The organism is Streptomyces milbemycinicus, from assembly GCF_002154605.1.
GTDB classification, from domain to species: domain Bacteria; phylum Actinomycetota; class Actinomycetes; order Streptomycetales; family Streptomycetaceae; genus Streptomyces; species Streptomyces milbemycinicus.
On the sequence record NZ_MUNE01000741.1, the window covers coordinates 1 to 23,539 of the forward strand.

Here is a 23,539-nt window from a genome sequence, read left to right on the forward strand (position 1 = left end):
GCGCCCACCAGCGGTGTCGGGCCGCGCTCGACGACGGTGACCTCCAGGCCCCGTTCCCGGCAGGCGGAGGCGACCTCGGACCCCGTGAAACCGGCGCCGATCACCAGCACCCGGGACGGCCCGGCGGCCAGCTTCCGGTACAGCCGGGCGGCGTCGTGGCGGGTACGCAGCACGAACACCCCGTCCAGCGCCTCCTGTTCGGGGTAGAACCAGGGGCGGGCCCTGGTTCCGGTGGTGATCAGCAGCCGGTCGTAGACGACCGTGTCGTCGTTGGCCAGGCGTACCTGCTTGGCATCCCGGTCCAGGCTCTCGGCGGCGACACCCAGCCGCCACTCGGCATCGATATCGCGCCGCCGCGGCAGCGCGGTGTCCTCGGCGTGTGCCCGCCCCAGCAACACCTGCTTGGACAGCGGCGGCCGATCGTACGGCTCGTACGGCTCATCGCCGATCATGGTCAGGGACCCGGTGAACCCCATGTCACGCAGGGTCTCCGCCGCGCGCAGACCGGCCAGCGAGGCACCGACGACCACGATGCGGCCCTCTCGCCGAAGGACCTCGACGTCGCTCTCAGCCGACACGGGGCTCCACCCCCTTCGTCGGCTCGTCGGAGTAGTCGACGAGGATGGCCTGCACCGGGCAGGCCGCCGCGGCCCGTTCCACCAGCTCGCGCTGCGCCTCGTCGAACTGCGGCGAGAACAGCAGCGCCTCTTCGCCGTTCAGGGCGAACACGTCCGGGGCGAGAAATACGCACTGCGCGAATCCCTGGCACCGATTGAGGTCGACGACAAGTCTCATCTGGAACCCGCTCCCTGCTCGGGCCGCGGTCGCCGCAGGCTGTGCGGCCCTGTGCTCGGTCCACACGATCGGTCGGCATGCCTCTCCTCCAGGATTGACCCCTGAGGAGTGGATCGCAAAGCGGGAGCGCCCTGCGGGTCGAGCGCTTCACCGCCGGGAAGGGGCCCGCCGGCTCGTCATGCGCTCTGCGGGGGCAGCACGATGTCGAACCGCACGCGGGACCAGCTCTTCCCGGAGAGGTCCTGTCCGTCGGGAGCCGGTGTGCCGGCCGGCTGCCGTTCGAATCGCTTGACGAGGGATTCCTTGACGCCGAACACGGCGTCGGAGTCGAGCAGGCTGTCGCCCTCGACGAAGATGTGGGTGACGAGGGTGCGCAGGCCCGGTGCGGTGGCCATGATGTGCAGATGCGCGGCGCGCAGGGGCGAGCGCGCGGTCTTGTCGAGCAGGGCTCCGACGGGCCCGTCGTGGGGGATGGGGTACGGCGTGGGGGTGAGCCCCCAGAAGGCGTAACCGCCCTTGTCGTCGGTGTACAGGTGGGCCCGGCCGGCGAGGTTGCCGTGGTCGTACTGCACGTCGTAGCGGCCGTCCTCGTCGGCTTCCCACACCTCCAGGCGTGCGCCGGGGACGGGGTTGCCGTCGGTGTCGGTGACGGTGCCCTCGACCCAGCAGGGCTCTCCCGGGGCGCCGGCGGCCAGGTCGCCGCCCAGGGGGATCTCGGGGGAGTCCTCGACGAAGAAGGGGCCGACCACCGTGGCTTCGGTGGCGTCGGCGGTGGCTTCGTGGTTGACGTTGATGGTCTGCATGGACGCGCCGAGGACGTCCGACAGCAGTACGAACTCCTGGCGGCGGTCGGTGGCGATGTGTCCGGCCGCGGTGAGGAAGTCGATGGCCTGCTGCCATTCGGCCTCGGTCAGGCGGACCTCGCGGATGAAGGCGTGCAGATGGAGCACCAGGGCCCGCATCACCTCTTTGAGGCGGGGATCCGGTGTGTTCCGGAACGATGCGAGCACCGTGCGGACCAACTCGTCCTCGGTCCCGGGCTGTTGGTCCGACACGGCGGGAGTGGTGGTCATGTGGAGGAACCTCCTCGGGGCGGCGTGGTGGTCGGAGTGTTCCCGGTGTGCCGACCGGGGAACGCGTTCCATGGACAGGCCGCGCGAGGACACGGACGGGGCCGCCCGGCGGGACGGGAGACGTCCGCCGGGCGGCTTCGGGTCAGGCGCAGTTGGCGGGGGTCGCCCGCGACACGTCGTCGATCAACGCCTCGTGGGCCGCCTTGAGCCGGCGTACGTCGGGCTTGACGACCTTGCGGTCGTAGGTGAGCAGCCCGTTGAGCTCGCCCTCGACGTCCGTGATCTGGGTGTACACCGCGCCGTTGCCGCCGCGGCAGGCCAGGGCGTGCACCTCGGCCATTTTGGTGAGGTAGTCGTCGGTGTAGGTGGCCGGGTCGACGTCGACATAGGACTGCTGGACCGACCAGGCGTGTCCGGGTACGGCCAGGCCGAGGCCGCCGTACTCGCCGCTGACCAGGGCGCGTTCGCCGTCCGGATGTGGTGGCAGCGCGGGGCTCGGATAGCCGTGTTCGTCCATGATGTCGCCGGTGCCGCCGTCCGCACCGAGGTTGAGGCCCGACATGCTGTTGATCAGACGGGTCGGGTCCCAGGCCTTGGCCTGGTCGGCGATGCGGGCCATGTCGTACTGGCCCCAGCCCTCGTTGAAGGTGACCCACATGACGATCGACGGGCTGCTGATGTGCTCGTCGATCATCTGCTTCATCTCGCGCTCGTACTCGGCGCGGGACGCCGCGTCCGGGTTCACCCCCGCGGTCATCGCGGGCATGTCCTGCCATACGAGCAGGCCCAGCCGGTCCGCCCAGTAGAACCAGCGGTCCGGTTCGACCTTGATGTGCTTGCGGACCGCGTTGAAGCCCATGTCCTTGTGCATCCGAAGGTCGTAGGCCAGGGCCTCGTCGCTCGGCGCGGTGTGCAGACCGTCCGGCCAGAAGCCCTGGTCGAGGGTGGCCATCATGAACACCGGCTTGCCGTTGAGAACGGTACGCGGGGTGCCGTTCACCTTTTCGACCGCGATGGAGCGCATACCGAAGTAGCTGCCGACGCGGTCGGAGCCGACGCTCACCTTCAGGTCGTACAGGAACGGATCGTCGGGCGACCACAGGCGCGCGTTGCGGATCTTCAGGGTGAGCGGGGTGCCGCTGCGCCCGGTGGCGGTGGCCACGGGCCGTTTGCCTTCGTACGCCGTCGCCGTGACCGGAAGGCCGTCCCGTACGCCCCGCGGCTCGACCGTCAGGGTGCCCGCGCTCACATCCGGGGTGAGCTTGAGGGAATCGACGTGGTCGGCGGCGACCGGCTCCAGCCACACCGTCTGCCAGATGCCCGAGGAGGGCGTGTACCAGATGCCACTGGGGTCGAGGCGCTGCTTGCCGAGGGGCGGGTTCTCACCGCTCGTGGCGTCGGTCGGGTCGTAGACGCCGACGATCAGCTCCTGGGTACGGCCCGGTTTGAGGGCGTCGGTGATGTCGGCGCCGAACTTGTCGTAGCCGCCTTGGTGATCGGCGACCTTGGTGCCGTTGACATAGACCTCCGTACGCCAGTCGACCGCGCCGAAGTTCAGCCGCAGACGCTTGCCGGAGCCGATGTGCCAGTCGGCCGGGACGGTGAAGGTGCGCCGGTACCACATACGGTCCTCGTGCCGTTCGAGGCCCGACAGCTGGGACTCGACGGGGTACGGGACGAGGATCTTCTCGGCGAGGTCCCTGCCCACCGGCGGCTGCTCGCCGGCCTTGGCCGCGGCGAACTGCCAGGTGCCGTTGAGGTTCTGCCAGTCGCCACGGGTCAGCTGCGGTCTGGGGTACTCGCGGTGGGCGTTGCCCGGGGTGACATCGTCGGCCCACCGGGTGCGCAGTTCGTATGTCGAGTGGTTGGCCCCGCTGCTCCAGAAGGATCTGACAACGTTGCCATCGGTGCCGGTCAGACCGCCCGTGCCGTCGTAGCGGACATCGGCGGTGCCGCGGGCGGTGCCGGTCTTGTTACCGACGACGGGCTCTTTGAGCGCGACCAGCAGCGATGTGGGGTCGGCCTGGTTCAGCCGGGCCTCGCCGAGTGGCCAGGTGGCACCGCCGATCACGGCGGTCAGGTGGTCGGCGAGTTCGGCAGGCGGCGTCTGGAGCTTCTGGACGAAGTCGAGCCTCAGCGTCCGGCCGTCCTTGAGGACCGTGGTGGCGATGGCGCCGTTGTAGTCGTAGCCCTCGGGCAGCAGAAAGGCGGACTGCGGGATGGCCGTCTTCGTGCCGCCGGGCGGTGTCCAGCGCACATGGAGGCTGGAGCCCCCGTAGTGCTCGAAGTACTCGACCTTGATGTCGTACGCCGTGCCCGCGGTCAACTCCACGGGCTCGCTGGTCTGTTCGCGGTCCCAGTCGTCGACCCAGTGGTCGATGACGAGCTTGCCGCCGACCCAGAGGCGGAAGCCGTTGTCCCCGGTGATCGAGAAGGTGGTGGGACCGGTCTTCTCCGGCACGATCCGGCCGGTCCAGCGGACGCTGACGTCGTCCGACCGGCCGGTGGCCGAACTGAGCCGGGACTCCAGGGAGTCGAAGTCCAGCCGCGGGTCGAATCCGGTGGCCTTGAGCTCATGGAAGTCGAAGGCGCCGGGGGCGGACTGGGTGTAGTACTCGCCCTTGAGGCCATGGACCTCGGGGGGATCGTCCGCGGCCGTCGCGGCGGGTGCGGCGGTCAGTCCCGCGACCCCCAGCACGGCCGCGATGAGCAGGGCGATTCGGTTTCTCAGCGCTCTGGACCGCCTTAACGGTCTCAATGGACGGAACGGACTGAACGATCTGATGCGCACGAATCCTCCTTGGCTGAGGAAGGGTGGCGGCTCGGTGCTTCAGTCTGTACAACGTTGTCATCAGGAGCAGTTGGCATAAGAGCACGGCTCCCGACCTCAAGTCCAGACCATGAACACGCTCCCGGCCGGGCAACGACAACGTGGTGAGGAGATCGACATGACCGATGAGACCACTGGGGTCAGCAGGCGTGGCCTTCTCCTCCACGGCGCCGGAGCCGTCACCGGGAGCGCGCTGCTGGGAACGCTGGCCGGGCCCCCTTCCCCGGCGGAGGCGGCCCCGCGCCAGGGCCCCCGGGAGGAGGTCGTGCTGCGCGACGACTTCTCACCGATCGGCGGCTGGGAACGGCAGGGTGTGATCCTGAGCCGGTCACTGCCCTGGGAGAGCTCCCTGATGCAGGACCCCTGCCTGGTGTACGGCGAGGGCGGCGGGCCGCTGTTCAAGATGTGGTACGGATCGCTGCATGCCGTGGGCTATGCGACCAGCGACGACGGCAGCCACTGGACCAAGGCCGCCGACCCCGTGCTGACGCCCACCCTGCCGTCCGAGAGCAACGCGCTCAACCAGCCCAGCGTCGTCCATCAGGGCGGGCGGTGGCATATGACCTACTTCGGGGTGGCGGGCGACGGCAACGGCCAGATCCACTACGCGACGGCGAGCGACCCGGCGGGCCCCTGGGAGAAGCACGGCGTCGTACTGACCTCGACCATGCCCTGGGAAGACCGCTGGATCTACAACTCCTCGCTCATGTACGACGAAACCGCACGCTTATGGAAGATGTGGTACACCGCAGGCAAGATCGCCTCTGCCGGAGGCGAACCCGAGTACATCTGCTACGCCACCGCGGAGCATCCGGCGGGTCCCTGGACGAAGTACCCGGGCAACCCCGTCATCCGGCCCATGGGCGACGGCGGATGGGCGTCGTTGGGGGTGGGCGGCCCCAATGTCCGCAGATTGCGCAACGGCGACTATGAGACGCGGATCGTCGGCTGGCAGGCGGACTACCCGTCCCGGGGCGGCCGGCTCATCTCCCGCGACGGCATCGGCTGGCGGCTCGACCGTGCCGCCATGGACCTCGACCTCGGTGTCGCGGGCGGCCCCGAGGACAGGATGATCTATCGCCAGTTCGTCGTGGAGCACGAGGGGAGGGAGTACCTCTACTACAACACCAAGAACCATCTCCCCGAGTGGACCGAGACCATCAATCTCGCCGTCTGGAACGATCATGTGCCGATCGTCGACCCGGCCAAATGGTGCATGACCCAGGACTGGCAGGTGCCAGGCGGGGCGTCGTTCGAGGTGCGCGACGGGTGCGCGGTGTCCCTGGGCAACGCTCCGGACGGGCACTGCCAGACACTTCAGGGGAACGCGCGGATCAACTCCCTGGACTACACGGTGTCGGCGTCGGTCACACCGATCAGCGAACGGGTCGCCGACCGTGACAACGTCCTTCTCGCACGCCACACCGACCGCGACAGCTACTACTACGCGGGCATCGCGTCATGGGGCAACAAGTACGCGATCGGCGTGATGGCCGACGGGGTGAACACCAAACTCGCGAGCGTGGGCACCGCCTCCGACATCGGGACCGGCACGACACACCAGCTGAGATTCACGCTCAACGGCTCACAGCTGGATCTCTACGACGACGACCGGCTCGTCCTGTCCGTCGTCGACCCCACCCTGATACCGGCGGCCGGCTTCGTCGGCCTCCAAACCTCGACGAACACCGGCAGGGCGAAGTTCGGCAATGTGTCCGTCACGGCCCGCTCCGGCCGTCGGCCGTAGACGATAGCGGCGGACGTCAGTGGTGCCGGGCCTCGGCCAGGGAAGGTGGTGTCCTGCTCATGTACCAACCGTCGCAGCGGGGCCCGACGAGGTCCGATGGCCAGCCCGCTGTCTCCACGGCGGCGTCGTAGACGGCGTCACCGAATGCGACGATGGACTGGTGCGGGTTGGGTGTGTCCCTGAGCGTGGCCCACGGCAGCAGAACCAGACCGGCGTCGGGATTCCAGGCCGCGCCGTCGACCCCCCAGGACCGGCCCTCGAGGCCGTCCGGCTGGGGCCAGATGTAGGCGTACATGCCTGGATCCGGCGCATCGGGGGTGCCGAACGCGAATCCCACTGCCATGTACTCCTCGATCTGGGCGTTCTGCTGAAACGCCGGGACTTGGGCCGGTGGCGCGGTGGGCCGTGCGCGGTGGCGCGTGGCGGAGAGGTCGAAACCGCCCCACATCACACCGACCCGGGGGCGGTGGCCTTGGAAGGGCGCCTGCCACGCCTCGAGACCGCCGGCGGCGAGGTTCAGCGCGCTCCAGATCAGCCCAGCGGTGCGGTCATCCCAGTGGCGTTCGACGCGATCGTCTCCGAAGGTCGCCGGGGCATCGGGAATCTCGCAGATCAACGAGGAGCCCGGGCGGCGAATGCCGAGGTCGCCCACCGCATGGCAGAACGACGCGTAGAACGCGGCCAGCGATTCGTCGAACAACGGCACGGTCCGTGTGCCCGAGTCCGCCTCGATGACCACGTCGCCGTCGAGCAGACGGTAATGCACGGTGAAGGTCACATCTCGCTTCCGGAGCGTTGGTGTCCTGAGCCCACGGGGTGTGACATCGAGGACGATGTTTCCCCAGCCGACTTCGAACGGCTCGTCGAGGGTGTATTTGCCCGCGACCTGCACCAATCGGTTCACGAAGGCAACCATGGGAGCCAGTTCCTCGTAGACCAGCCGTGGCCATACGCGGATGGATGTGCTCACGACGGACCTCCCAACTCATCGATGGGAACGGCGAGTCGCCCGGGGGCCACCGCGATGGACCGCGATGCCACCTCGTACCCATTCTGCTACGCCGACCGGGATTTCTCCCGGCCGACCATGGCGGTGGGCTTGACGATGTGGTCGAAGTCCTCCGCGCTGATATAGCCGGACGCCAGTGCGGCCTCGCGCAACGTGGTGCCCTCGTCGTCGGCCTTGTGGGCGATTGCCGAGGCCCTGTCGTAGCCGATCTCCAGATGGGTGCGGCCGATCTTCACCACGTCCTGCCACTGCCGTGCCTTGGCCTCGATGGCGTGGTGCAGCGCCCGCACACTGGGCAGCAGATGTTCGTGGACCTCCTTGACCGCGGCGATGTGCATGGCGGTGGGGAAAGTGTCGTTGGAGGACTGCCCCATGTTGACGTGGTCGTTGGGGTGGATGGGGGACTTGCTGCCCAGCTCCCCGCCGACCAGCTGAATGGCGCGGTTGGAGATCACCTCGTTGGTGTTCATATTCGACTGGGTCCCGGAGCCCGTCTGCCACACATACAGCGGGAAGTGCTCGTCCAGCTTGCCCCCGATGACTTCGTCGGCCACCCGCTGGATCAGCTCGCTTTTCCAGGCCGGGAGGCGTCCGGTGCGCCCGTTGACGATGGCGGCGGCCTTCTTGACGTGGCCGTACGCGCGGTAGACCGCCGTCGGCATCCGGTCGTCGCCGATGGAGAAGTGGATCAAGGACCGTTGGGTCTGCGCTCCCCAGTAGCGATCGGCGGGCACGTCGATGGCGCCCATCGAGTCGGTCTCCCGCCGGGTGCCGGTCGCGGCCAGGCCGACGGGGACATCGAGGATCTTCGGGGCCTCGCCGTCCCCGGCCTTCTCGGCCTTCTCAGCCTGACCGACGCCGGAGCGGCGCGCGGTCATCACGTCGCTCCGGCGGTGTACGCGGGCTGCCACATGGCCTCCCGGACGGCGTCCGCGACATCGGCCGGCTTGCAGGTGGCCACTCCCTCGTCGAGCGCAGCCTTGACCACGGCGGTCGCGGTGATCGCCGAGGACTCGCGGAGGTTTTCGACGGGCGGCAGCAGAGAGGCGCCCGGCCCGCTCGCATCGACCTGGTCCGCGACCGCCTGGGCCGCCGCGAGCAACATGCCCGCGGTCACCTGGGACGCTCCGGAGACGATCGTGCCCAGGCCAAGACCCGGGTACAGCAGGGCGTTGTTCGCCTGCCCGATCCGGTAGGTCACACCGCCGTACTCCACGGGCGCAACGGGGATACCGGTGGCGACCAGCGCCTTTCCCTTGGACCAGGCGATGACATCGGCGGGCATGGCCTCGATCCGTGAGGTGGGATTGGACAGCGGGAGGACGATCGGCCGCTCCGTGCCCTCGGACATGGCCTGGACGACCTCGCGGGTGAACGCTCCGTGCACGGTGGAAGTGCCCAGCAGGATGGTGGGTTTGACCCGGCGCACGGTCTCCAGCAGCGAGATCGCGCCGTCGTCCCTCGCCCAGTCCGCGACCTCGGCGGGATCGCGTGCGTAGGGCTGCTGGAAGTCACGTAGATCGGCCATGCCCCGGATGAGCAGCCCCTGCTTGTCGATCAGCCACACCTGTCCGGTGGCCTGCCCCCGATCCGCGCCGTCGCGGACCATCGCGTCGCGCAGCTGATCGGCGATGCCCACCCCCGCGGTGCCGGCCCCGAAGACGACCAGCCTCTGGTCCCGCATCCGCACACCGCTCACCTTGACGGCCGACAGCGCGGCGGCGAGCGTGATCGCGCCCGTCCCCTGCATATCGTCGTTGAAGATCCGGTAGCGCCGGCCGTACTGCTCCAGGATCCGTCGCGCGTTGCTGGGGCCGAAGTCCTCGAAGTGCAGCAAGGCGTGGGGGAACAAGGACGACGCGGTCTCCAGGTACTTCTCCATGAACGCGTCGTAGTCGGCGCCGCGGACGCGGGGGTGCCGGTTGCCCAGATACAGCGGGTCGTCCAGCAGTGACTTTCGGTCCGTACCCACGTCCAGCGATACGGGCACGACCCGGCGCGGATCCACACCGGCAGCCGCCGTGTACACCGCCAGCTTGCCGACCGCGATCTGGATACCTCCGACGCCCCAGTCGCCGATGCCCAGGATCTGCTCCGCGTCGGAGCACACGATCAGATCGACGTCCTCGGGCCCGAGTTCAAGCGTGGCGAAGGCCCGCTCCATGTCCTCCGGTCGATCAATGGACAGGAAGATGCCTCGAGGGCGGCGGTATTCGTTGGAGTACTTCTCGATCGCCTCGCCCACGGTGGGGTCGTAGACGATGGGCAGCAGTTCCGCCAGATGATCGGAGAGAACCTTGAAGTACAGGGTCTCGTTGCGGTCGTGCAACTGCTCCAGATAAACATTCTTGGCCAGGTCGCCACCCTGCGCATTCATCTGCTGATAGGCGCGCTGAGCCTGCTGGTCGAGGGTGAGGACCCCGGACGGCAGCCGTCCGGTGAGGCCGAGGGCGTCCCGCTCCTCCTGGGTGAAGGCGACGCCGTGGTTACGTGGCGGATCGGCCAGAGCGGCGGGGGTGGCCGGGGTCCGCCGACGGGTCTCGGTCATGGGATTCTCCTCTGTGCGTATCCCGTCCCACGTCCGACGCGGGGTGACTGTGCGGGCGACCACAGCAGGACTTTCAGGCTAACCACCAGCCGACCGGCCGGCGACTCAGAATCCGTCGACCTCGACGACCGCCGCCGCGAACGCTCGCGGAGCCTCCTGGGGAACGTTGTGTCCCACCTTGAGGGTCTGGTGCGCGTATTTGCCCACGAACTTCTTGCGATAGGCCGATCCGTGTCCCGGGGGCGTGAAGGGATCGTAGGCTCCGTCAATGGTGATCGTCGGCACCTTGATGACCGGGGCCGCGGCGAGACGTTTTTCGATGGCGGCGTACCGGGGCTCGCCCTTGGCCAGACCGAGCCGCCAGCGGTAATTGTCGATCACGATGCTCACGTAATCGGGGTTGTCGAATGCCGCTGCGGTGCGGTCGAAGGTCGCGTCACTGAATTTCCAGGTCGGGGAGTTGAATTTCCACACCAGCTTCGCCAGATCGTGGCGGTACTTCCTGAGACCCCGCACGCCTCTTTCCGTGGCGAAGTAATACTGGTACCACCATGCCCATTCGCTTTTGGGCGGCGTCGGGAACCTGTTGGCTTCGACATTGACGATCAGATAGCCGGTGACGGAGATCAGCGCCTTGCAGCGCTCCGGCCAGAGCGCCGCGATGATGTCGGCCGTCCGCGACCCCCAGTCGTAGCCGGCGAGGATGGCCCGATCGATCTCGAGGGCGTCCATCAGGGCGATGATGTCGAGAGCGAATGCCGATTGCTGGGCGTCCCTGGGCGTTTTGCCGGAAAGGAAACGCGTGGTGCCATGGCCGCGCAGATAGGGGACGACCACCCGGTATCCCTTGGCCGCGAGCAGGGGCGCGACCTCGACATAGCTGTGAATGTCATAGGGCCAGCCGTGCAGCAGTACGACCGGCGGTCCGCTCGCGGGTCCGGCTTCGACGTACCCCACATTCAGATCCCCGGCCTTGATCTGCTTCACCGGGCCAAAGGAGGTGTCGATCCCGGACCGCGCAAGCGTATCGCCGGTCATGGCGAATTGGGCCGCCACAGCGGTCGCGGCAGCGGCGCCAAGGAAGTGGCGACGGCTGTGTGAGATTCCCTCGGGTATGTCCATCGGCGAGTCTCCTCGCTGTCACCCAACAGTCGCCGGAGTGACGGCGCAACACGGGCGGGGCAAACACTGCTCCGCCCGAGTGATTTCGCGCCCGGACACATGGCCGTCGAGGATGGTCGCGGTCACGGGCCCGTCTCCTTCTCAGCCGCGCAGGCGCTGCATGTTCGGGTCGAACAGGGGCTCCTCGGCGACGGCCGCGGGGACGCGCTGGTCGAAGTAGCCGATGGTCAGGGAGCGTCCCGCGGTGGCCAGGTCGGCGGGCAGCCATGCGTACGCGATCCCCTTGCCGATCGTGTAGCCGTAGGCGGCGCTGGTGACATAGCCGACCGGGCGGGCCCCGTCGTAGACGGGCTCCTTGCCCATGACCACGGCGTGCGGGTCGTCGATGGTGAGGCAGACCAGCCGGCGCCGGACGTCGGCGGCCCGCCGCTCCAGTGCGGCACGGCCGATGAAGTCGCCCTTGTCCATCTTGACGGCGAAGCCGACGCCGGCCTCGTAGGGGTCGTGCTCGTAGGTCATATCGGTCCCGAAGGACCGGTAGCCCTTCTCCAGGCGCAGGCTGTTGAACGCGCCCCGCCCGGCCGCGATCCCGCCGTGCGGCCGGGCCGCCTCCCACAGGGTGTCCCAGAGCTTCAGGCCCATATCCGCGGTGGTGTAGAGCTCCCAGCCCAGCTCCCCGACGTAGGACAGCCGCATTGCCGTGACGGGGACGGGGCCGATGTGGGCCTTCCGGGCGCGGAAGTAGCGCAGCCCCGCGTTGGAGAAGTCCTGGTCGGCCAGCGGCTGGAGCATATCGCGGGCCTTTGGGCCCCACAGTCCGATGCAGCAGGTGCCGCCGGTGATGTCGCGGACGGTGACGGATCCGTCCTCGGGCAGGTGGCGGGTGAGCCAGTCCAGGTCCAGGTTGCCGCCTGCGCCGACCTGGAAGTGGCCGCGGCCCAGGCGGGCGACGGTGATGTCGCTGCGGATGCCGCCGTTGTGGTCGAGCATCAGGGTGTACGTGACCGAGCCGACGGACTTGTCGACGTTGGCGGTGGTCATCCGCTGGAGGAGGCCGGCGGCCCCGCGGCCGGTGACCTCGAGCCGCTTGAGCGCCGTCATGTCGTACAGGGCGACGGACTCGCGCGTCGCCTGGGCCTCGGCGCCGACGATGGGCGACCAGTAGCGGGCGGCCCAGTCGTTCGGCGTGGGGATGTTCCGCCCCTTCAGCAGGGCCTCGTTCGTGGCGTACCACTGGGGCCGCTCCCAGCCGGAGGCTTCCAGGAAGTAGCCGCCGAGTTCTTGCTGGCGGGGGTGGAACGGGCTGGTGCGCAGGGGCCGGGGCGCGCCGGTGGGCTGCAGGGGGTGCAGGATGTCGTAGACCTCGACGAAGTTCCGGCAGTCTCGCGCGAGTACGTACTCGGGGGCGAGCTGATGCGGTTCGAAGCGGTTGACATCGCATTCGTGCAGGTCGAAGGATGTGCAGTGGCCGTCGACCAGCCATTCGGCCACGGCGCGGCCGACGCCGGCGGAGTGGGTGACCCATACGGCCTCGGCGACCCAGAAGCCCTTGACGTCGGGCGACTCACCGAGCAGCGGAAGCCCGTCGGTGGTGAAGGAGAAGAGGCCGTTGATGCCCTCTTCGATCTTGGCGTCCTTGGTGGCGGGCAGGAGGGCCTGGGTCTCGCTCCAGGCGTCGGTGAAGTCGTCCTTGGTGAAGCGGAGCACAGACGGCATGTGCTCGGCGGAGTCGACGGAGGCGATGTCGTCGGGCGACACCGGCATCGTGCGGTGGCCGTAGTAGCCGATGCCGAGCTGATCGAAGCGGTCGCGGTAGTAGAGGTCGGCGTCCTGGTGGCGGAGGATCGGGCGGACGGCTTCCTCGGCCTGCCCGGCGAGGGCGGGAACGGGGCCGGTCCAGGCGAGTTGGTGGGCCAGCGGTGTCAGGGGAAGGTTCATCCCGACCATGCGGGCGACCTTGGGGCCCCAGATGCCGGCGCAGCAGACGACGATGTCCGCGGGGATCTCGCCATGGTCGGTGACCACGGCGCTGACGCGGCCGTCCTCCTCGCGGATGTCGAGGACTTCGTGACGGCCGAGGGTTCGTACGCCGCGCTCCCGGGCGGCCGTCAGCTGTGCCTCAACCGCGAGTACGGCCTTGGCCAGGCCGTCCGTGGGGACGAGCAGTCCGCCGAGCACACGCTCGCGGTCGACCAGCGGATGCAGCTCGACGCACTCGTCCGGGCCGATCAGCCGGGCCTCGACGCCCCAGGAGGTCACCCAGCCGTGCCGGCGGCGCAGCTCGGCCAGCCGCTCGGGGGTGGTGGCGATTTCGAGGCCGCCGACCTGGAGGAAACAGGGCTGCCCGGCAACTTCGAGGGAGCAGAACTTCTCCACGGTGTAACGGGCCAGTTCGGTCATGGTCTTCGAGGAATTGGTCTGGAACACCAGGCCCGGGGCGTGGGACGTGGATCCGCCGGTGGCGGGCAGCGGGCCCTGGTCCACGACCGTGATGTCCGTCCAGCCCCGGGTGGAGAGCTCGTCGGCCAGAGCGGCCCCTACGACGCCCGCTCCGATGATGACCACGCGCGGTCCCGCCATCGCATAACCTCCGGTTGCTGTTTATGCAACGTGCATCGCATTATGCAACTCACGGTGCAGGGCCCCCTGGTTGCTGTCAAGGGGTCGCGCGGCAGGTCGCTTTCCCGTGAAGTGCAGCGCATATAGTTGCGCTATGAGCAACCATGCGGCAGCTAACGAAACAGCCGGCCCCGCAGCAACCGGCGTGCAGTCCGTCGACCGCGCCGTGAGCGTCTTGGAGATCCTGGCCCAGCGTGGCGAGGCGGGCGTCAGTGAAGTCGCAGCCGAGATTGACGTGCACAAGTCGACCGCGTTCCGCCTGCTCGGAGCGCTGGAGTCACGCGGTCTGGTGGAGCAGGCCACCGAGCGCGGCAAATACCGTCTGGGCTTTGGAATCGTGCGCCTGGCCGGCGCGGTCACCAGCCGTATCGACGTCACCCAGCAGAGCCGACCCGTGTGCGAACGGCTCGCCGAGGAGATCGGCGAGACCGTCAACATCGGCGTGCTCCAGGAGCACTACGCGGTCAACCTCTACCAGGTGCGCGGCCCCGGTGCGGTCGGCGCACACAACTGGGTCGGGCAGCTCACCCCGCCGCACGCCACCTCGAGCGGCAAGATCCTGCTGGCCCACCTGCCCGCGAAGGACCGCGCCGACCTGCTGGGGGAGTTCGGCATGAAGAAGCTGACCCCGCACACCATCACCGCCAAGACGAAGCTGGAGAAGAACCTCGCCGAGGCGCGGGATCGTGGTTACGCGGTGACGTTCGAAGAGCTCGAGGTCGGGCTGCACGCCATGGCGGCCCCGATCCGGTCGTGGGAGGGCGAGGTCGTCGCCGCGATCAGTGCGTCGGGGCCGGCGTACCGCTTCACGGAGGAGCGGATGCGCGAGGTCGCGCCGGCACTCGTCGGGGGTGCGGAGGAGATCAGCCACCGGCTGGGCTACCTGGGCTGAGCCTCCCGCGCCCCGGCTCGGTGGGGCGCCCTTGCCGGCCCGGCCAGTACTCGCCGCGGTCGGCGAGTTCGCCCACGGGGGTCAGGCGCTCAGCTTGTTCTGCAGCCAGGTGTGGAATGCGCCGATGTGGTGTTCGCTGGGCACCAGCACGCCGCCCTTGGCATAGGCCCGTGAGCTCATCGCGGGCTGGGTGCGCTCGCAGGCGTCGAAGTCCTGCTGGTTGACCCGGTGGAACAGCTCGACCGAACGGGTCACGTCCTGACCGCTCTCCACCACATGCGGCAGATACAGCCAGTCGCACTCCACGACCGTCCGGTCGGGTGCCATCGGATACATCCGGTGGAAGATCACATGGTCCGGCACCAGGTTGATGAAGACCTGCGGTCTGACGGTGATCGCGTAGTAACGCCGGTCCTGGTCCTCCCCGACGCCGGGGATCCGGTCAAGGCCCTCACCGCCGTCGACGGTGAACCCCTGGACATCCGCGCCGAACTCCGCGCCGTGACCGACGTAGTACTGAGCCGCGTACCCATCGGCGAACTCAGGCAGCACCTCCGTCAGTTCGGGGTGGATGGTGGCGCAGTGGTAGCACTCCATGAAGTTCTCGACGATGAGCTTCCAGTTGGCCTTGACGTCATAGGTGATCCGCCGACCCACCTCAAGGTTCTCGATGCGGTAGTTGTCGATCGCCGCCACATCGCCCAGACGCTCGATCACCGCGCCGATCACGTCCTGCTCGAACGACGGGGGAGCGTCGGCCAGTGACGCCCACACATAGCCCAGCCACTCCCGGATATGCACATTGACCAGGCCGTACTCCCCCCGGTCGATATCCGGCATCGACGTCAGATTCGGGGCCGCGACGAGCTTTCCGTCCAGACCGTAGGTCCAGGCGTGGTATGGGCACTGGAAGGCCCGCTTGACCTCACCCGACGCCTCCAGGCACAGCTTCGCGCCCCGGTGGCGGCAGATGTTCAAGAAGCCCTTGACCGAACCGTCCCGCGAACGGGAGATCAACACGCTCTCCCGCCCGACCTGATACGTACGGAACTGACCCGGCTCGGCCAGATCGGCCGAGCGGGCCACACAGAACCACATGGCCTCGAAGACACGCTCCTGCTCGAGCGCGAAGATCGCGGGATCGGTGTAGTGCTCCCCCGACAACGTGCGGATCAAGCTGGGGGGCAGACTGGTCGCGGTCACGGTGCTCCTTGAGGGCTACGTCGTGGAAGGGGCTGACACGTTGGGAGGCCTGCGCCTCAGAAGGATCCGGCCCGCTGCACCGCCTCCGTGGCCAGCCGACGGCGCCAGCGCATAAACGGCCTGGCCCGGTTCACGCCGAGCACCGCCACCGGGCGGTCCGCGCGCCAGGAGACGGCCAGGAAGCTGCGGTCGTCTGCCGCGCCCTCCTCGATCGTCACCCGGTCCGCTTCGGCGGAGTATCCGGCGAACTGGAGGCGGACACCGTACTGGTCGGACCAGAAGTACGGAGCGCGGACGGGCTCGGGGGCGGAAGCGCCGCCGGAGAGCAGGGTGGTCACGGCCGCCGCCGCGCGCTCCAGCGCCCCGGTCCAGTGCTCGACCCGGCGGTGTGCCCCCACCGCGGGGTCGTACCAGGCCGCGCAGTCGCCGACCGCGACGACGCCCGGAACGCTCGTGCCGCCGCCGGCGTCACACCGCACACCGTCCTCCAGCGCCACGCCCGAACCTTCGAGCCATTCGACGCAGGGGCGTGCACCCACCCCGACGACGACGGTGTCAGCCGCGAGGCGGCGGCCGTCCTCGAGCAGCACCGCCTCCACCCGGTCCCCGCCACTGAGCCCCCGTACGCCCGTGCCGCACAGCAACCGGACGCCGTGGTCGGCGTGGAGGGTGGAGACGAGCCCGCTCATCCCGGGTCCGAGCGGCCCGGCGAGCGGGGTCGGCGTGGCCGACACAACGGTGACCTCGAGGCCCAGCGCACGGGCCGTCGAGGCGACCTCGGCACCGATGAACCCGCCGCCCACCACCACGAGGGTGCCGCCGCGCGCCAGGTCCTCGCGCAGCGCGCGGGCATCGTCGAGGGTGCGCAGCACATGGACACCGGCGAGGCCACCTCCCGCGGGCAGGGTGCGGGCCGCCGCTCCGGTGGCCACCACCACCCCGTCGGCGCGGACCGTGCCACCGTCCGACAGCCGTATCGCGCGGTCGGAGCGGTCGAGGCCGACGGCGCGTGCGCCGAGCATCCAGTGGGCGTCGAGGGCTTCGTCGTCCGTCTCGAGCGCGAGGGCGGACTCCGGCATCTCTCCGGCCAGGAACTCCTTCGACAGCGGCGGCCTGTCGTAGGGGCGATGGGCCTCCTCGCCGAGAATGACGAGGCGTCCGTCGTATCCCTGGCTGCGCAGTGCGCGGGCGGCCGACAGTCCGGCGAGCGACGCACCGACGATGGCCACGGTCCTCATGCGGCTCCCTCGCCGGCCAGGCGGTGGGCGACGCAGGGCGGGAGGTTGGGCGCGTCCTGGGACAGCTGCACGTAGATCATGCCGTCCTCGACAACGACCTGGTGGGCGCGCACGGGGAGCTTGGCCGGCGGGGCGTCCACCCGGCCCGTGCGCAGATCGAACTTCGAGGCGTGCAGCGGGCACTCGACCTCGCACCCCTCCAGCCAGCCGTCGGACAGCGAGGCGTCCTGGTGGGTGCAGGTGTCGTCGATGGCATAGACCTCACCGGCATCGGTGTGGAACACCGCTATGGGAGGGATGTTCTCGAACCGGAAGGCCTCGCCTCGCGGCAGATCGGCGAGACGGCACACGGGAATCATCACGACCACCTCGATGCGTATAATGAAACCGACTGCGCCATGCGCAACGTCAGTGTGAAGTCGGCCATATCCCTTGTCAAGGAGCCGACAAGGGCACCGAGGAGATCAGCCATCGCATCGGTCACCTGGGCTGACCTCCCCTTCGGCAATTACCTCTCATTGAGAGGTAATGTGGAGGCATGGCCACAGAGGATTTCCCCGACTCGTTCGCCGATGTGCTGGCCGGAGTCCAGCGGCTGATCCGGCGGCGGCTGCGGGCCGGGATGACGGAGCCGCGGCTGCGCGGTGCCCAGGTGGACCTGTTGCGGCTGGTCGTGGCCTGTCCCCGGATCCGGGTGTCGGCCGCGGCCAAGGAGCTCTACCTCGCGGGCAACTCGGTCTCCACCCTGGTCAACCAGCTGGTGAAGGCCGGCTATCTGCACCGCGAGACCGACCCCGAGGACCGGCGCTCCGGGCTGCTGACGGCCACCCCCGCCGCCGAGGCCCGGCTGCGGGTGTGGCAGGTACGGCGCGGCGCGCTGGTCCGCGAGCAGGTGGCGCGGCTGTCCGAGAGCGACCGGGCGGCGCTGGCCGCCGCCGTTCCGGCGCTGCGCAAACTGGCCGAGAACCTTCATGAGGAGGTGGATGGGATATGACCGACGTCCGGGAAACCACCGCTGTGCCCGCGCTCGTCTGCGAGGGGCTGCGGTATGCGTTCGGGGAGACCAAGGCGGTCGACGGCCTGGAGCTGTCGGTCCGGCCGGGCGAGGTCTTCGGGCTGCTCGGACCCAACGGGGCGGGCAAGACCACCGCGATCCGCTGCATCACCACCCTGCTGCCGGTCCCCGCCGGCATGGTGCGGGTGTTCGGGCACGACGCGGCGAAGGAGCGGATGGCGGTCCGCCGGCTGCTGGGCTACGTACCGCAGCAGCTGTCCGCCGACGCCGGGCTCACCGGCCGGGAGAACGTGGAGCTGTTCGCCCGCGTCTTCGATGTCACCCGCCGGGAGCGCGCCGCCCGTGTGGCGCGGGCGCTGGAGGCGGTCGATCTCACCGCAGCGGCCGACCGGCTCGCCAAGACGTACTCCGGCGGCATGGTCCGCCGCCTCGAACTGGCCCAGGCCCTGGTCAGCGCCCCCCGGCTGCTGATGCTGGACGAGCCGACGATCGGCCTCGACCCGATCGCCCGGACCAGCGTATGGGAGCACATCAACGCGGTACGGACGGCCACCGGGATGACCGTGCTGGTCACCACGCACTACATGGACGAGGCCGACCAGTACTGCGACCGGGTCGCGCTGATGCACCGCGGCCGGATCCACGCCCTCGGAACGCCGGAGGAACTCCGCTCCGAGCTGGCCGACCGCCGCCGGGCGGAGGGGAAGACCGATCCCGACCCGACCCTGGAGGACGTCTTCCGGGACGTCGCCGGCAGCGGTCTCGATGAGCAGGGAGGAGACTTCCGCGATGTCCGAAGCACCCGTCGCACCGCGTCACGGGTCGGCTGAGACCGTCGGGCTCGCGCCGGACGGCCGGCCCGATCCCCTGCTGACGCCGCCGCGCCCCCGCACCGGCTGGCGGATGCTGCCCGCGCGGGTCGGCGCGATGTGCGTGGTCGAGCTGCAGAAGCTGCGGCACGACCGCACCGAGCTGTACACCCGGGCCGTCCAGCCCGCCCTCTGGCTGCTGATCTTCGGTGAGACGTTCACCCGGCTCAAGGCCATACCGACCGGCGGCACACCGTATATCGACTATCTCGCGCCCGGCATCATCGCCCAGTCCGCGATGTTCATCGCCATCTTCTACGGGATCCAGATCATCTGGGAGCGGGACGCCGGGATCCTCACCAAACTGCTGGTCACCCCGACCCCGCGAGCCGCCCTGATCACCGGCAAGGCATTCGCCGCCGGGGTGAAGGCGCTGATCCAGGCGGTCGTGGTGATCGTCATCGCGGCGCTGCTCGGGGTGGCGCTGACCTGGAATCCGCTGCGGCTGCTCGGGGTGGCCGTCGCGGTGATCCTGGGCTCCGCCTTCTTCTCCTGTCTGTCGATGACCATCGCGGGGATCGTGCTGACCCGCGACCGGCTGATGGGCATCGGGCAGGCCATCACCATGCCGCTGTTCTTCGGCTCCAACGCGCTGTATCCGGTGGCGCTCATGCCCGGCTGGCTCCAGGCCGTCAGCACCGCCAATCCGCTGAGCTACCAGGTCGACGCGTTGCGCGGACTGCTGCTCGGCACACCGCATCATCTCGCACTCGACTACCTCGTCCTGGTGCTGGCCGCGGCGGCCGGTATCGCGGCGGCCTCCTCGCTGCTGGGGCGGCTGGCGCGCTGACCGCGGGCCGGGAAAGTCGGCCCCGCGTCGACAAGGCAAGAACCCACACGGTACTGATGGGGCATGAGCTACGGCAGCGACAGCGGTGGACGCGCGGGACGCGCGGGAATCGAGGGGTGGCTGATAGGCGGCCGTTACCGGATCGCCGAGCGTATCGGCTCCGGTGGCATGGGTACCGTATGGCGGGCGCATGATGAGCTCGTCGACCGTGAGGTCGCCGTCAAGCAGCCGAAAATCTCCGGCGACCCCGAGGATCCCACCTTCCACCGGACCGCCGAACGCCTCTACCGCGAGGCCCGCGCCGCCGCGCGCGTCGAGCATCCCGCCGCGGTCGCCATCCATGACGTGGTCGTCGAGGACGGGTTGCCCTGGATCGTCATGGAGTTGGTCCGTGGCGAGGCCCTGGACAAGGTGTTGCGGCGCGGGGCTCTGCCGCCCGCCGAGGCCGCGCGGATCGGTCTCGCCGTCGTGGACGCCCTGTCGGCCGCGCACTCAGTCGGCGTCATCCACCGCGATGTGAAACCCGCGAACGTGCTGCTCGGACAGAACGGCCGCGTCGTGCTCACCGACTTCGGCATCGCCCAGGTCGAGGGCGACCCCTCCGTCACCTCGACCGGCATGCTCGTCGGCGCGCCCTCCTACATCTCGCCCGAGCGCGCCCGCGGCCACAAGCCCGGCCCGCCGGCCGACCTGTGGTCGCTGGGCGGCCTGCTGTACGCGGCGGTGGAGGGCGTGCCGCCGTACGACAAGGCCACCGCCATAGCGACGCTCACGGCCGTGATGACCGAGCCCGTCGACCAGCCGAAGAACGCGGGCGTGCTGGAAGAGGTCATCTACGGCCTGCTCGACAAGGACCCCGAGCGGCGGCTCGACGACGCGGGCGCGCGGGCGCTGCTGACCCAGGCGCTGGACGCCCCCGACGAGGGCCGGTCGAAGGCCGCGGCGGCCAACGCCACCCGCACCATGACCCTGCCGCCCGCCCCGCCCGAGGACGCCCCGTCCGACGCGCCATCGGACCGGGTGCGCGGTGCGCTGCGCTCCGTACGGAAGGCGTCGGCGGCGTCGGCCGGCGCCGCCGCCGGATCGGTTGGCGCCGGGGCGTCCGGCAACTCGGCCGAATCCGTCGGCTCCGCCGCGAAGAAGTCCTCGGATGGCAAGCCCGCCAAGGCGGCCAAGTCCGCCAAACCCGCCAAGGCCAAGGCCGCCGCCGCGGGCTCGTCGGGCCCTGCGGACTCGGCGGGCTCGCCCGCCCCGCAGCCGCCACGCGCCCCGCTGACGGACGTGGTGCCCAAGCGCACGCTGGTGATCATCGCGGTGATCGTGGCGCTCGCGGTCGTCGGCACGGTGCTCGCCATCGTGCTGAGTGGCGACGACGGCGACTCCCAGGGCAAGTCCGGTGACCGTACGACGGCTTCGGCCAGTACGGGCGCCGGCACGAGGGGCGGGAAGGAGTCCGGCAACCAGTCCGGCCAGCCGTCCAGCCAGTCCCCGGAGCCGCAGACGTCCACCGAGAAGCCGTCGGACGACGGCAACAAGGGCAAGGGCGGCTCCGGCGACTCGGACGACGGCAACAAGGGCAAGGGCAAGGACGGCGACGGGGGCGGCGGCAAGGGCTCGGTGCCGGACGGATACGAGACGGTCAAGAGCTCCGACTTCCCGTTCACCATGGCGATGCCCAAGGGCTGGAAGGCCCACGAGGGCCCCTGGAGCGGTAGCCGCATCTACTACGGCGGATCCGGTATCCCGCGGATCCAGGTGGACTTCACCCCCACCCCGAAGTCGGACGCGGCGGCCGACTGGCGCGCACAGGAAAAGAACAGCGTGAGCGGGAGCACGCCCGGGTACAAGGGGCTCGGCATAACGTCGGTCGAGTGGAACGGCTACCCGACGGTCGCCGACTGGCAGTTTGAGCGGGACAAGGACGGCAAGAGGGTGCGGGTGCTCAACCGTGGCTTCAAGGTGGACAGCACGCATGGCTTCGCCATCTTGATCATGTGCGAGAAGAGCAAGTGGGACGAGAAGGAGTGCAAGACGCTCCGCGAGACCGCGTTCGACACCTTCGATATCACGGACTGAACACTCCGGTCGGCATGGGGCGCCCCCGGCACGTATCGTGAGAGGCCGTGGACCGTGCGCAGCGGCAACGACGGGCAAAACGCCCCTGATTGACGGTTTCGCGCGGTGCGGATGAGGGTGTGGATCGCGCGCTCGGGGAGGGTTCGTGGACGAATACGCGGGTCGGGTTCTCGCCGACCGCTATCGCCTGCCCCTGCCGCCCGCCGATGAGTACGAACTCGTCGAGACCCGCGCCTTCGACACCTACAGCGGGCAGGAAGTCCACCTCAGGCAGATACCGCTGCCGGAGACCGTCGAGGCGGAGGTCGTCGGCGACGACGGGCGCTACGGGGCGGGCGGCCCCGGGGCTTCGGCGTACTCGGGGGCTGCGTACCCGGGGGCTTCGGGGGCTTTAGGGCGTACGAACGGGATGGGTCGCGGCGCCCGCACCGGCGGCGGCGACCCGGCGGTGCGCCGCGCCATCGAGGCCGCGACGGCGGCCGCGCAGGTGCCCGACCATCCGCGGCTGGATCAGGTCTTCCATGTCTTCGTGGAGGCCGGGAGCCTGTGGATCGTCAGCGAACTGGTCGCCGGCCGGCCGCTGGCCGCGCTGCTCGCGGAGCGGACGCTGTCCCCGTACCGCGCCGCCGAACTCGCCCATGACATCCTCACCGCGCTGCGCGCCCTGCACACCGACGGCTGGATCCACCGCAACATCACCGCCCGGACCGTCCTCGTCTGCGACGACGGGCGCGCCATGCTCACCGGGCTGGCGGCGGGTGCCGCGGAGGAGGCGCTGTGCGGGTACGACCCGGTGCCCCGGCCGTCGGCCGGTCCGGCCGACAGGCCGGAGCGGGGCGGGCGTTCCGCCCCGGCGGAGGCGGCTGACCACGGCTCCGACGCCGACGCCGACGGCGGCGAGGCCGGGGGCCCGGCCGTCGAGGGGCGTTCCGCGGCGGGCGGCTTTCCCGCGCCGCGCGATCCGGGGGCGCGGGGTGTGCCGGGTGTTTCGGATACGGCGCCGGGCGAGGGCGAGCCGCGCGCTGCGCAGGGCGGCCTCCCCGGGCCGCGCGGTGCGCTCGAACAGCCCGGCCCGGGCCCCGGGTTGCGGCTGCCACCCGGCTCGGAGTGGCGCCCCGCCGAGCGCATCGAAGGCGGGCGGACGGAGGGCCCGAGCGACCCCAACAGCACTCACGGCGCCGGGCGGGGCGTACCAGGAGCGCGGCCGGGTGAACTCGCCCCCGGCGGCCGCCCATCCGCCCCGGCGCCCGGCGACCCGCAGGGGGCTGCCGAGCGCGCCGCACGAGCCAGCGCGATCGCCGCCTACGCGGCGGGCGCCCGCGCCGCCGCGCGGGCGAACGTCGAGGGCTCCGCGCCCCGTAGCGCGCGCCCCGGCGCGGCCGACGTCCCGAACGGCCCCACCACCGAGCACGTGGAAGGCGCCCCGCGCCCCGCCCCTGACGCCAACGGCACTGCCCCAGACCCTTATGCCGACCCGAACCTGCAGGCCGACCTGGGCACTCAGGCCGATCGGAGCGCAGGTCTGACCCCGAACCAGGCCGGCCGGAACCTGCATGCGACCCGCGCCCTGTACATCGACCCCGGCCGACCGGCCGCCCCGAACGGGGCCCCGGTTCCGGGCTCGTACGCGGACCCGAACGCGGCCGCCAACCGGCAGGCGCCCCAGGCCCCGTACGCCACCCCGGGCCAGATCACCCCGGGCCAGATCACCCC

19 protein-coding genes are annotated in these 23,539 nt (G+C 69.9%); 7 read left to right on the forward strand and 12 right to left on the reverse strand.

Annotation, left to right across the window (positions count from 1 at the left end; genetic code table 11):
* The 4 genes from CCN51_RS44605 to CCN51_RS44620 all read right to left on the reverse strand — a co-directional run.
* A partial coding sequence (locus CCN51_RS44605; protein ID WP_158104757.1) for an NAD(P)/FAD-dependent oxidoreductase occupies positions 1 to 578 on the reverse strand: 578 nt, incomplete at its 3' end.
* Positions 568 to 795: a ferredoxin gene (locus CCN51_RS44610; RefSeq protein WP_014172977.1), complete on the reverse strand. Its 228-nt coding sequence runs from the start codon at positions 793 to 795 to the stop codon at positions 568 to 570. The genes CCN51_RS44605 and CCN51_RS44610, both read right to left, overlap by 11 nt.
* Positions 796 to 971: 176 nt before the next feature.
* Positions 972 to 1,868 (reverse strand): dioxygenase family protein, encoded by an 897-nt coding sequence (locus CCN51_RS44615; RefSeq protein WP_014172976.1) that lies wholly within the window; start codon positions 1,866 to 1,868, stop codon positions 972 to 974.
* 142 nt (positions 1,869 to 2,010) lie between these two features.
* Positions 2,011 to 4,566, reverse strand: coding sequence for a glycoside hydrolase family 2 (locus tag CCN51_RS44620; RefSeq protein ID WP_014172975.1), 2,556 nt, complete (start codon positions 4,564 to 4,566; stop codon positions 2,011 to 2,013).
* Between the two features lie 250 nt (positions 4,567 to 4,816).
* Here CCN51_RS44620 and CCN51_RS44625 point away from each other — a divergent pair, with 250 nt between their 5' ends.
* Positions 4,817 to 6,445: a glycoside hydrolase family protein gene (locus CCN51_RS44625; protein ID WP_014172974.1), complete on the forward strand. Its 1,629-nt coding sequence runs from the start codon at positions 4,817 to 4,819 to the stop codon at positions 6,443 to 6,445.
* Between the two features lie 16 nt (positions 6,446 to 6,461).
* Here CCN51_RS44625 and CCN51_RS44630 read toward each other — a convergent pair whose 3' ends face one another.
* The 5 genes from CCN51_RS44630 to CCN51_RS44650 all read right to left on the reverse strand — a co-directional run bounded on the left by CCN51_RS44630 (position 6,462) and on the right by CCN51_RS44650 (position 13,704).
* Positions 6,462 to 7,415 (reverse strand): DUF5996 family protein, encoded by a 954-nt coding sequence (locus CCN51_RS44630; RefSeq protein WP_014172973.1) that lies wholly within the window; start codon positions 7,413 to 7,415, stop codon positions 6,462 to 6,464.
* A gap of 86 nt (positions 7,416 to 7,501) precedes the next feature.
* On the reverse strand, positions 7,502 to 8,332 hold the full coding sequence (locus CCN51_RS44635; protein ID WP_078610841.1) for a lyase family protein: 831 nt from the start codon (positions 8,330 to 8,332) through the stop codon (positions 7,502 to 7,504).
* Positions 8,332 to 10,002 carry an NAD-dependent malic enzyme gene (locus tag CCN51_RS44640; protein ID WP_014172971.1) on the reverse strand — a complete coding sequence of 557 codons (1,671 nt, stop codon included), beginning with the start codon at positions 10,000 to 10,002 and terminating at the stop codon, positions 8,332 to 8,334. Before CCN51_RS44640 ends, CCN51_RS44635 begins: the two co-directional genes overlap by 1 nt.
* Before the next feature lie 105 nt (positions 10,003 to 10,107).
* Complete coding sequence (locus CCN51_RS44645) at positions 10,108 to 11,124, reverse strand: alpha/beta fold hydrolase (RefSeq protein ID WP_014172970.1); 1,017 nt, start codon at positions 11,122 to 11,124, stop codon at positions 10,108 to 10,110.
* Between the two features lie 141 nt (positions 11,125 to 11,265).
* On the reverse strand, positions 11,266 to 13,704 hold the full coding sequence (locus CCN51_RS44650; protein WP_014172969.1) for a GcvT family protein: 2,439 nt from the start codon (positions 13,702 to 13,704) through the stop codon (positions 11,266 to 11,268).
* A gap of 184 nt (positions 13,705 to 13,888) precedes the next feature.
* On the opposite strand from CCN51_RS44650, the gene CCN51_RS44655 reads away from it, so the two are divergent.
* Entirely contained in the window at positions 13,889 to 14,635 is a 747-nt protein-coding gene (locus tag CCN51_RS44655; RefSeq protein ID WP_014172968.1) for an IclR family transcriptional regulator, read from the forward strand.
* 81 nt (positions 14,636 to 14,716) lie between these two features.
* Here the strand turns inward: CCN51_RS44655 and CCN51_RS44660 are convergent, their stop codons facing one another.
* Genes CCN51_RS44660 through CCN51_RS44670 form a run of 3 tightly spaced genes read right to left on the reverse strand, consistent with a single transcriptional unit; the run spans position 14,717 to position 17,438 of the window.
* Entirely contained in the window at positions 14,717 to 15,838 is a 1,122-nt protein-coding gene (locus tag CCN51_RS44660; RefSeq protein WP_014172967.1) for an aromatic ring-hydroxylating oxygenase subunit alpha, read from the reverse strand.
* 56 nt (positions 15,839 to 15,894) lie between these two features.
* On the reverse strand, positions 15,895 to 17,076 hold the full coding sequence (locus CCN51_RS44665) for an NAD(P)/FAD-dependent oxidoreductase (protein WP_043485975.1): 1,182 nt from the start codon (positions 17,074 to 17,076) through the stop codon (positions 15,895 to 15,897).
* A complete protein-coding gene (locus tag CCN51_RS44670) occupies positions 17,073 to 17,438 on the reverse strand; it encodes a bifunctional 3-phenylpropionate/cinnamic acid dioxygenase ferredoxin subunit (RefSeq protein ID WP_193383689.1) in 366 nt (121 codons plus the stop codon). Before CCN51_RS44670 ends, CCN51_RS44665 begins: the two co-directional genes overlap by 4 nt.
* 176 nt (positions 17,439 to 17,614) lie before the next feature.
* Between CCN51_RS44670 and CCN51_RS44675 the strand changes: the two genes are divergently transcribed.
* The 5 genes from CCN51_RS44675 to CCN51_RS44695 form a co-directional block, all read left to right on the forward strand.
* Positions 17,615 to 18,070, forward strand: a complete 456-nt coding sequence (locus tag CCN51_RS44675) for a MarR family winged helix-turn-helix transcriptional regulator (protein WP_014172963.1) — start codon at positions 17,615 to 17,617, stop codon at positions 18,068 to 18,070.
* Complete coding sequence (locus CCN51_RS44680; protein ID WP_014172962.1) at positions 18,067 to 18,921, forward strand: ABC transporter ATP-binding protein; 855 nt, start codon at positions 18,067 to 18,069, stop codon at positions 18,919 to 18,921. The genes CCN51_RS44675 and CCN51_RS44680 overlap by 4 nt, the downstream gene beginning before the upstream one ends.
* Positions 18,881 to 19,750 (forward strand): ABC transporter permease, encoded by an 870-nt coding sequence (locus tag CCN51_RS44685; RefSeq protein WP_014172961.1) that lies wholly within the window; start codon positions 18,881 to 18,883, stop codon positions 19,748 to 19,750. Before CCN51_RS44680 ends, CCN51_RS44685 begins: the two co-directional genes overlap by 41 nt.
* Before the next feature lie 63 nt (positions 19,751 to 19,813).
* Positions 19,814 to 21,826 (forward strand): serine/threonine-protein kinase, encoded by a 2,013-nt coding sequence (locus CCN51_RS44690; RefSeq protein ID WP_086860874.1) that lies wholly within the window; start codon positions 19,814 to 19,816, stop codon positions 21,824 to 21,826.
* Between the two features lie 145 nt (positions 21,827 to 21,971).
* Positions 21,972 to 23,539, forward strand: a 1,568-nt coding sequence (locus tag CCN51_RS44695) for a protein kinase (RefSeq protein ID WP_158104758.1), incomplete at its 3' end; no start/stop codon positions are given.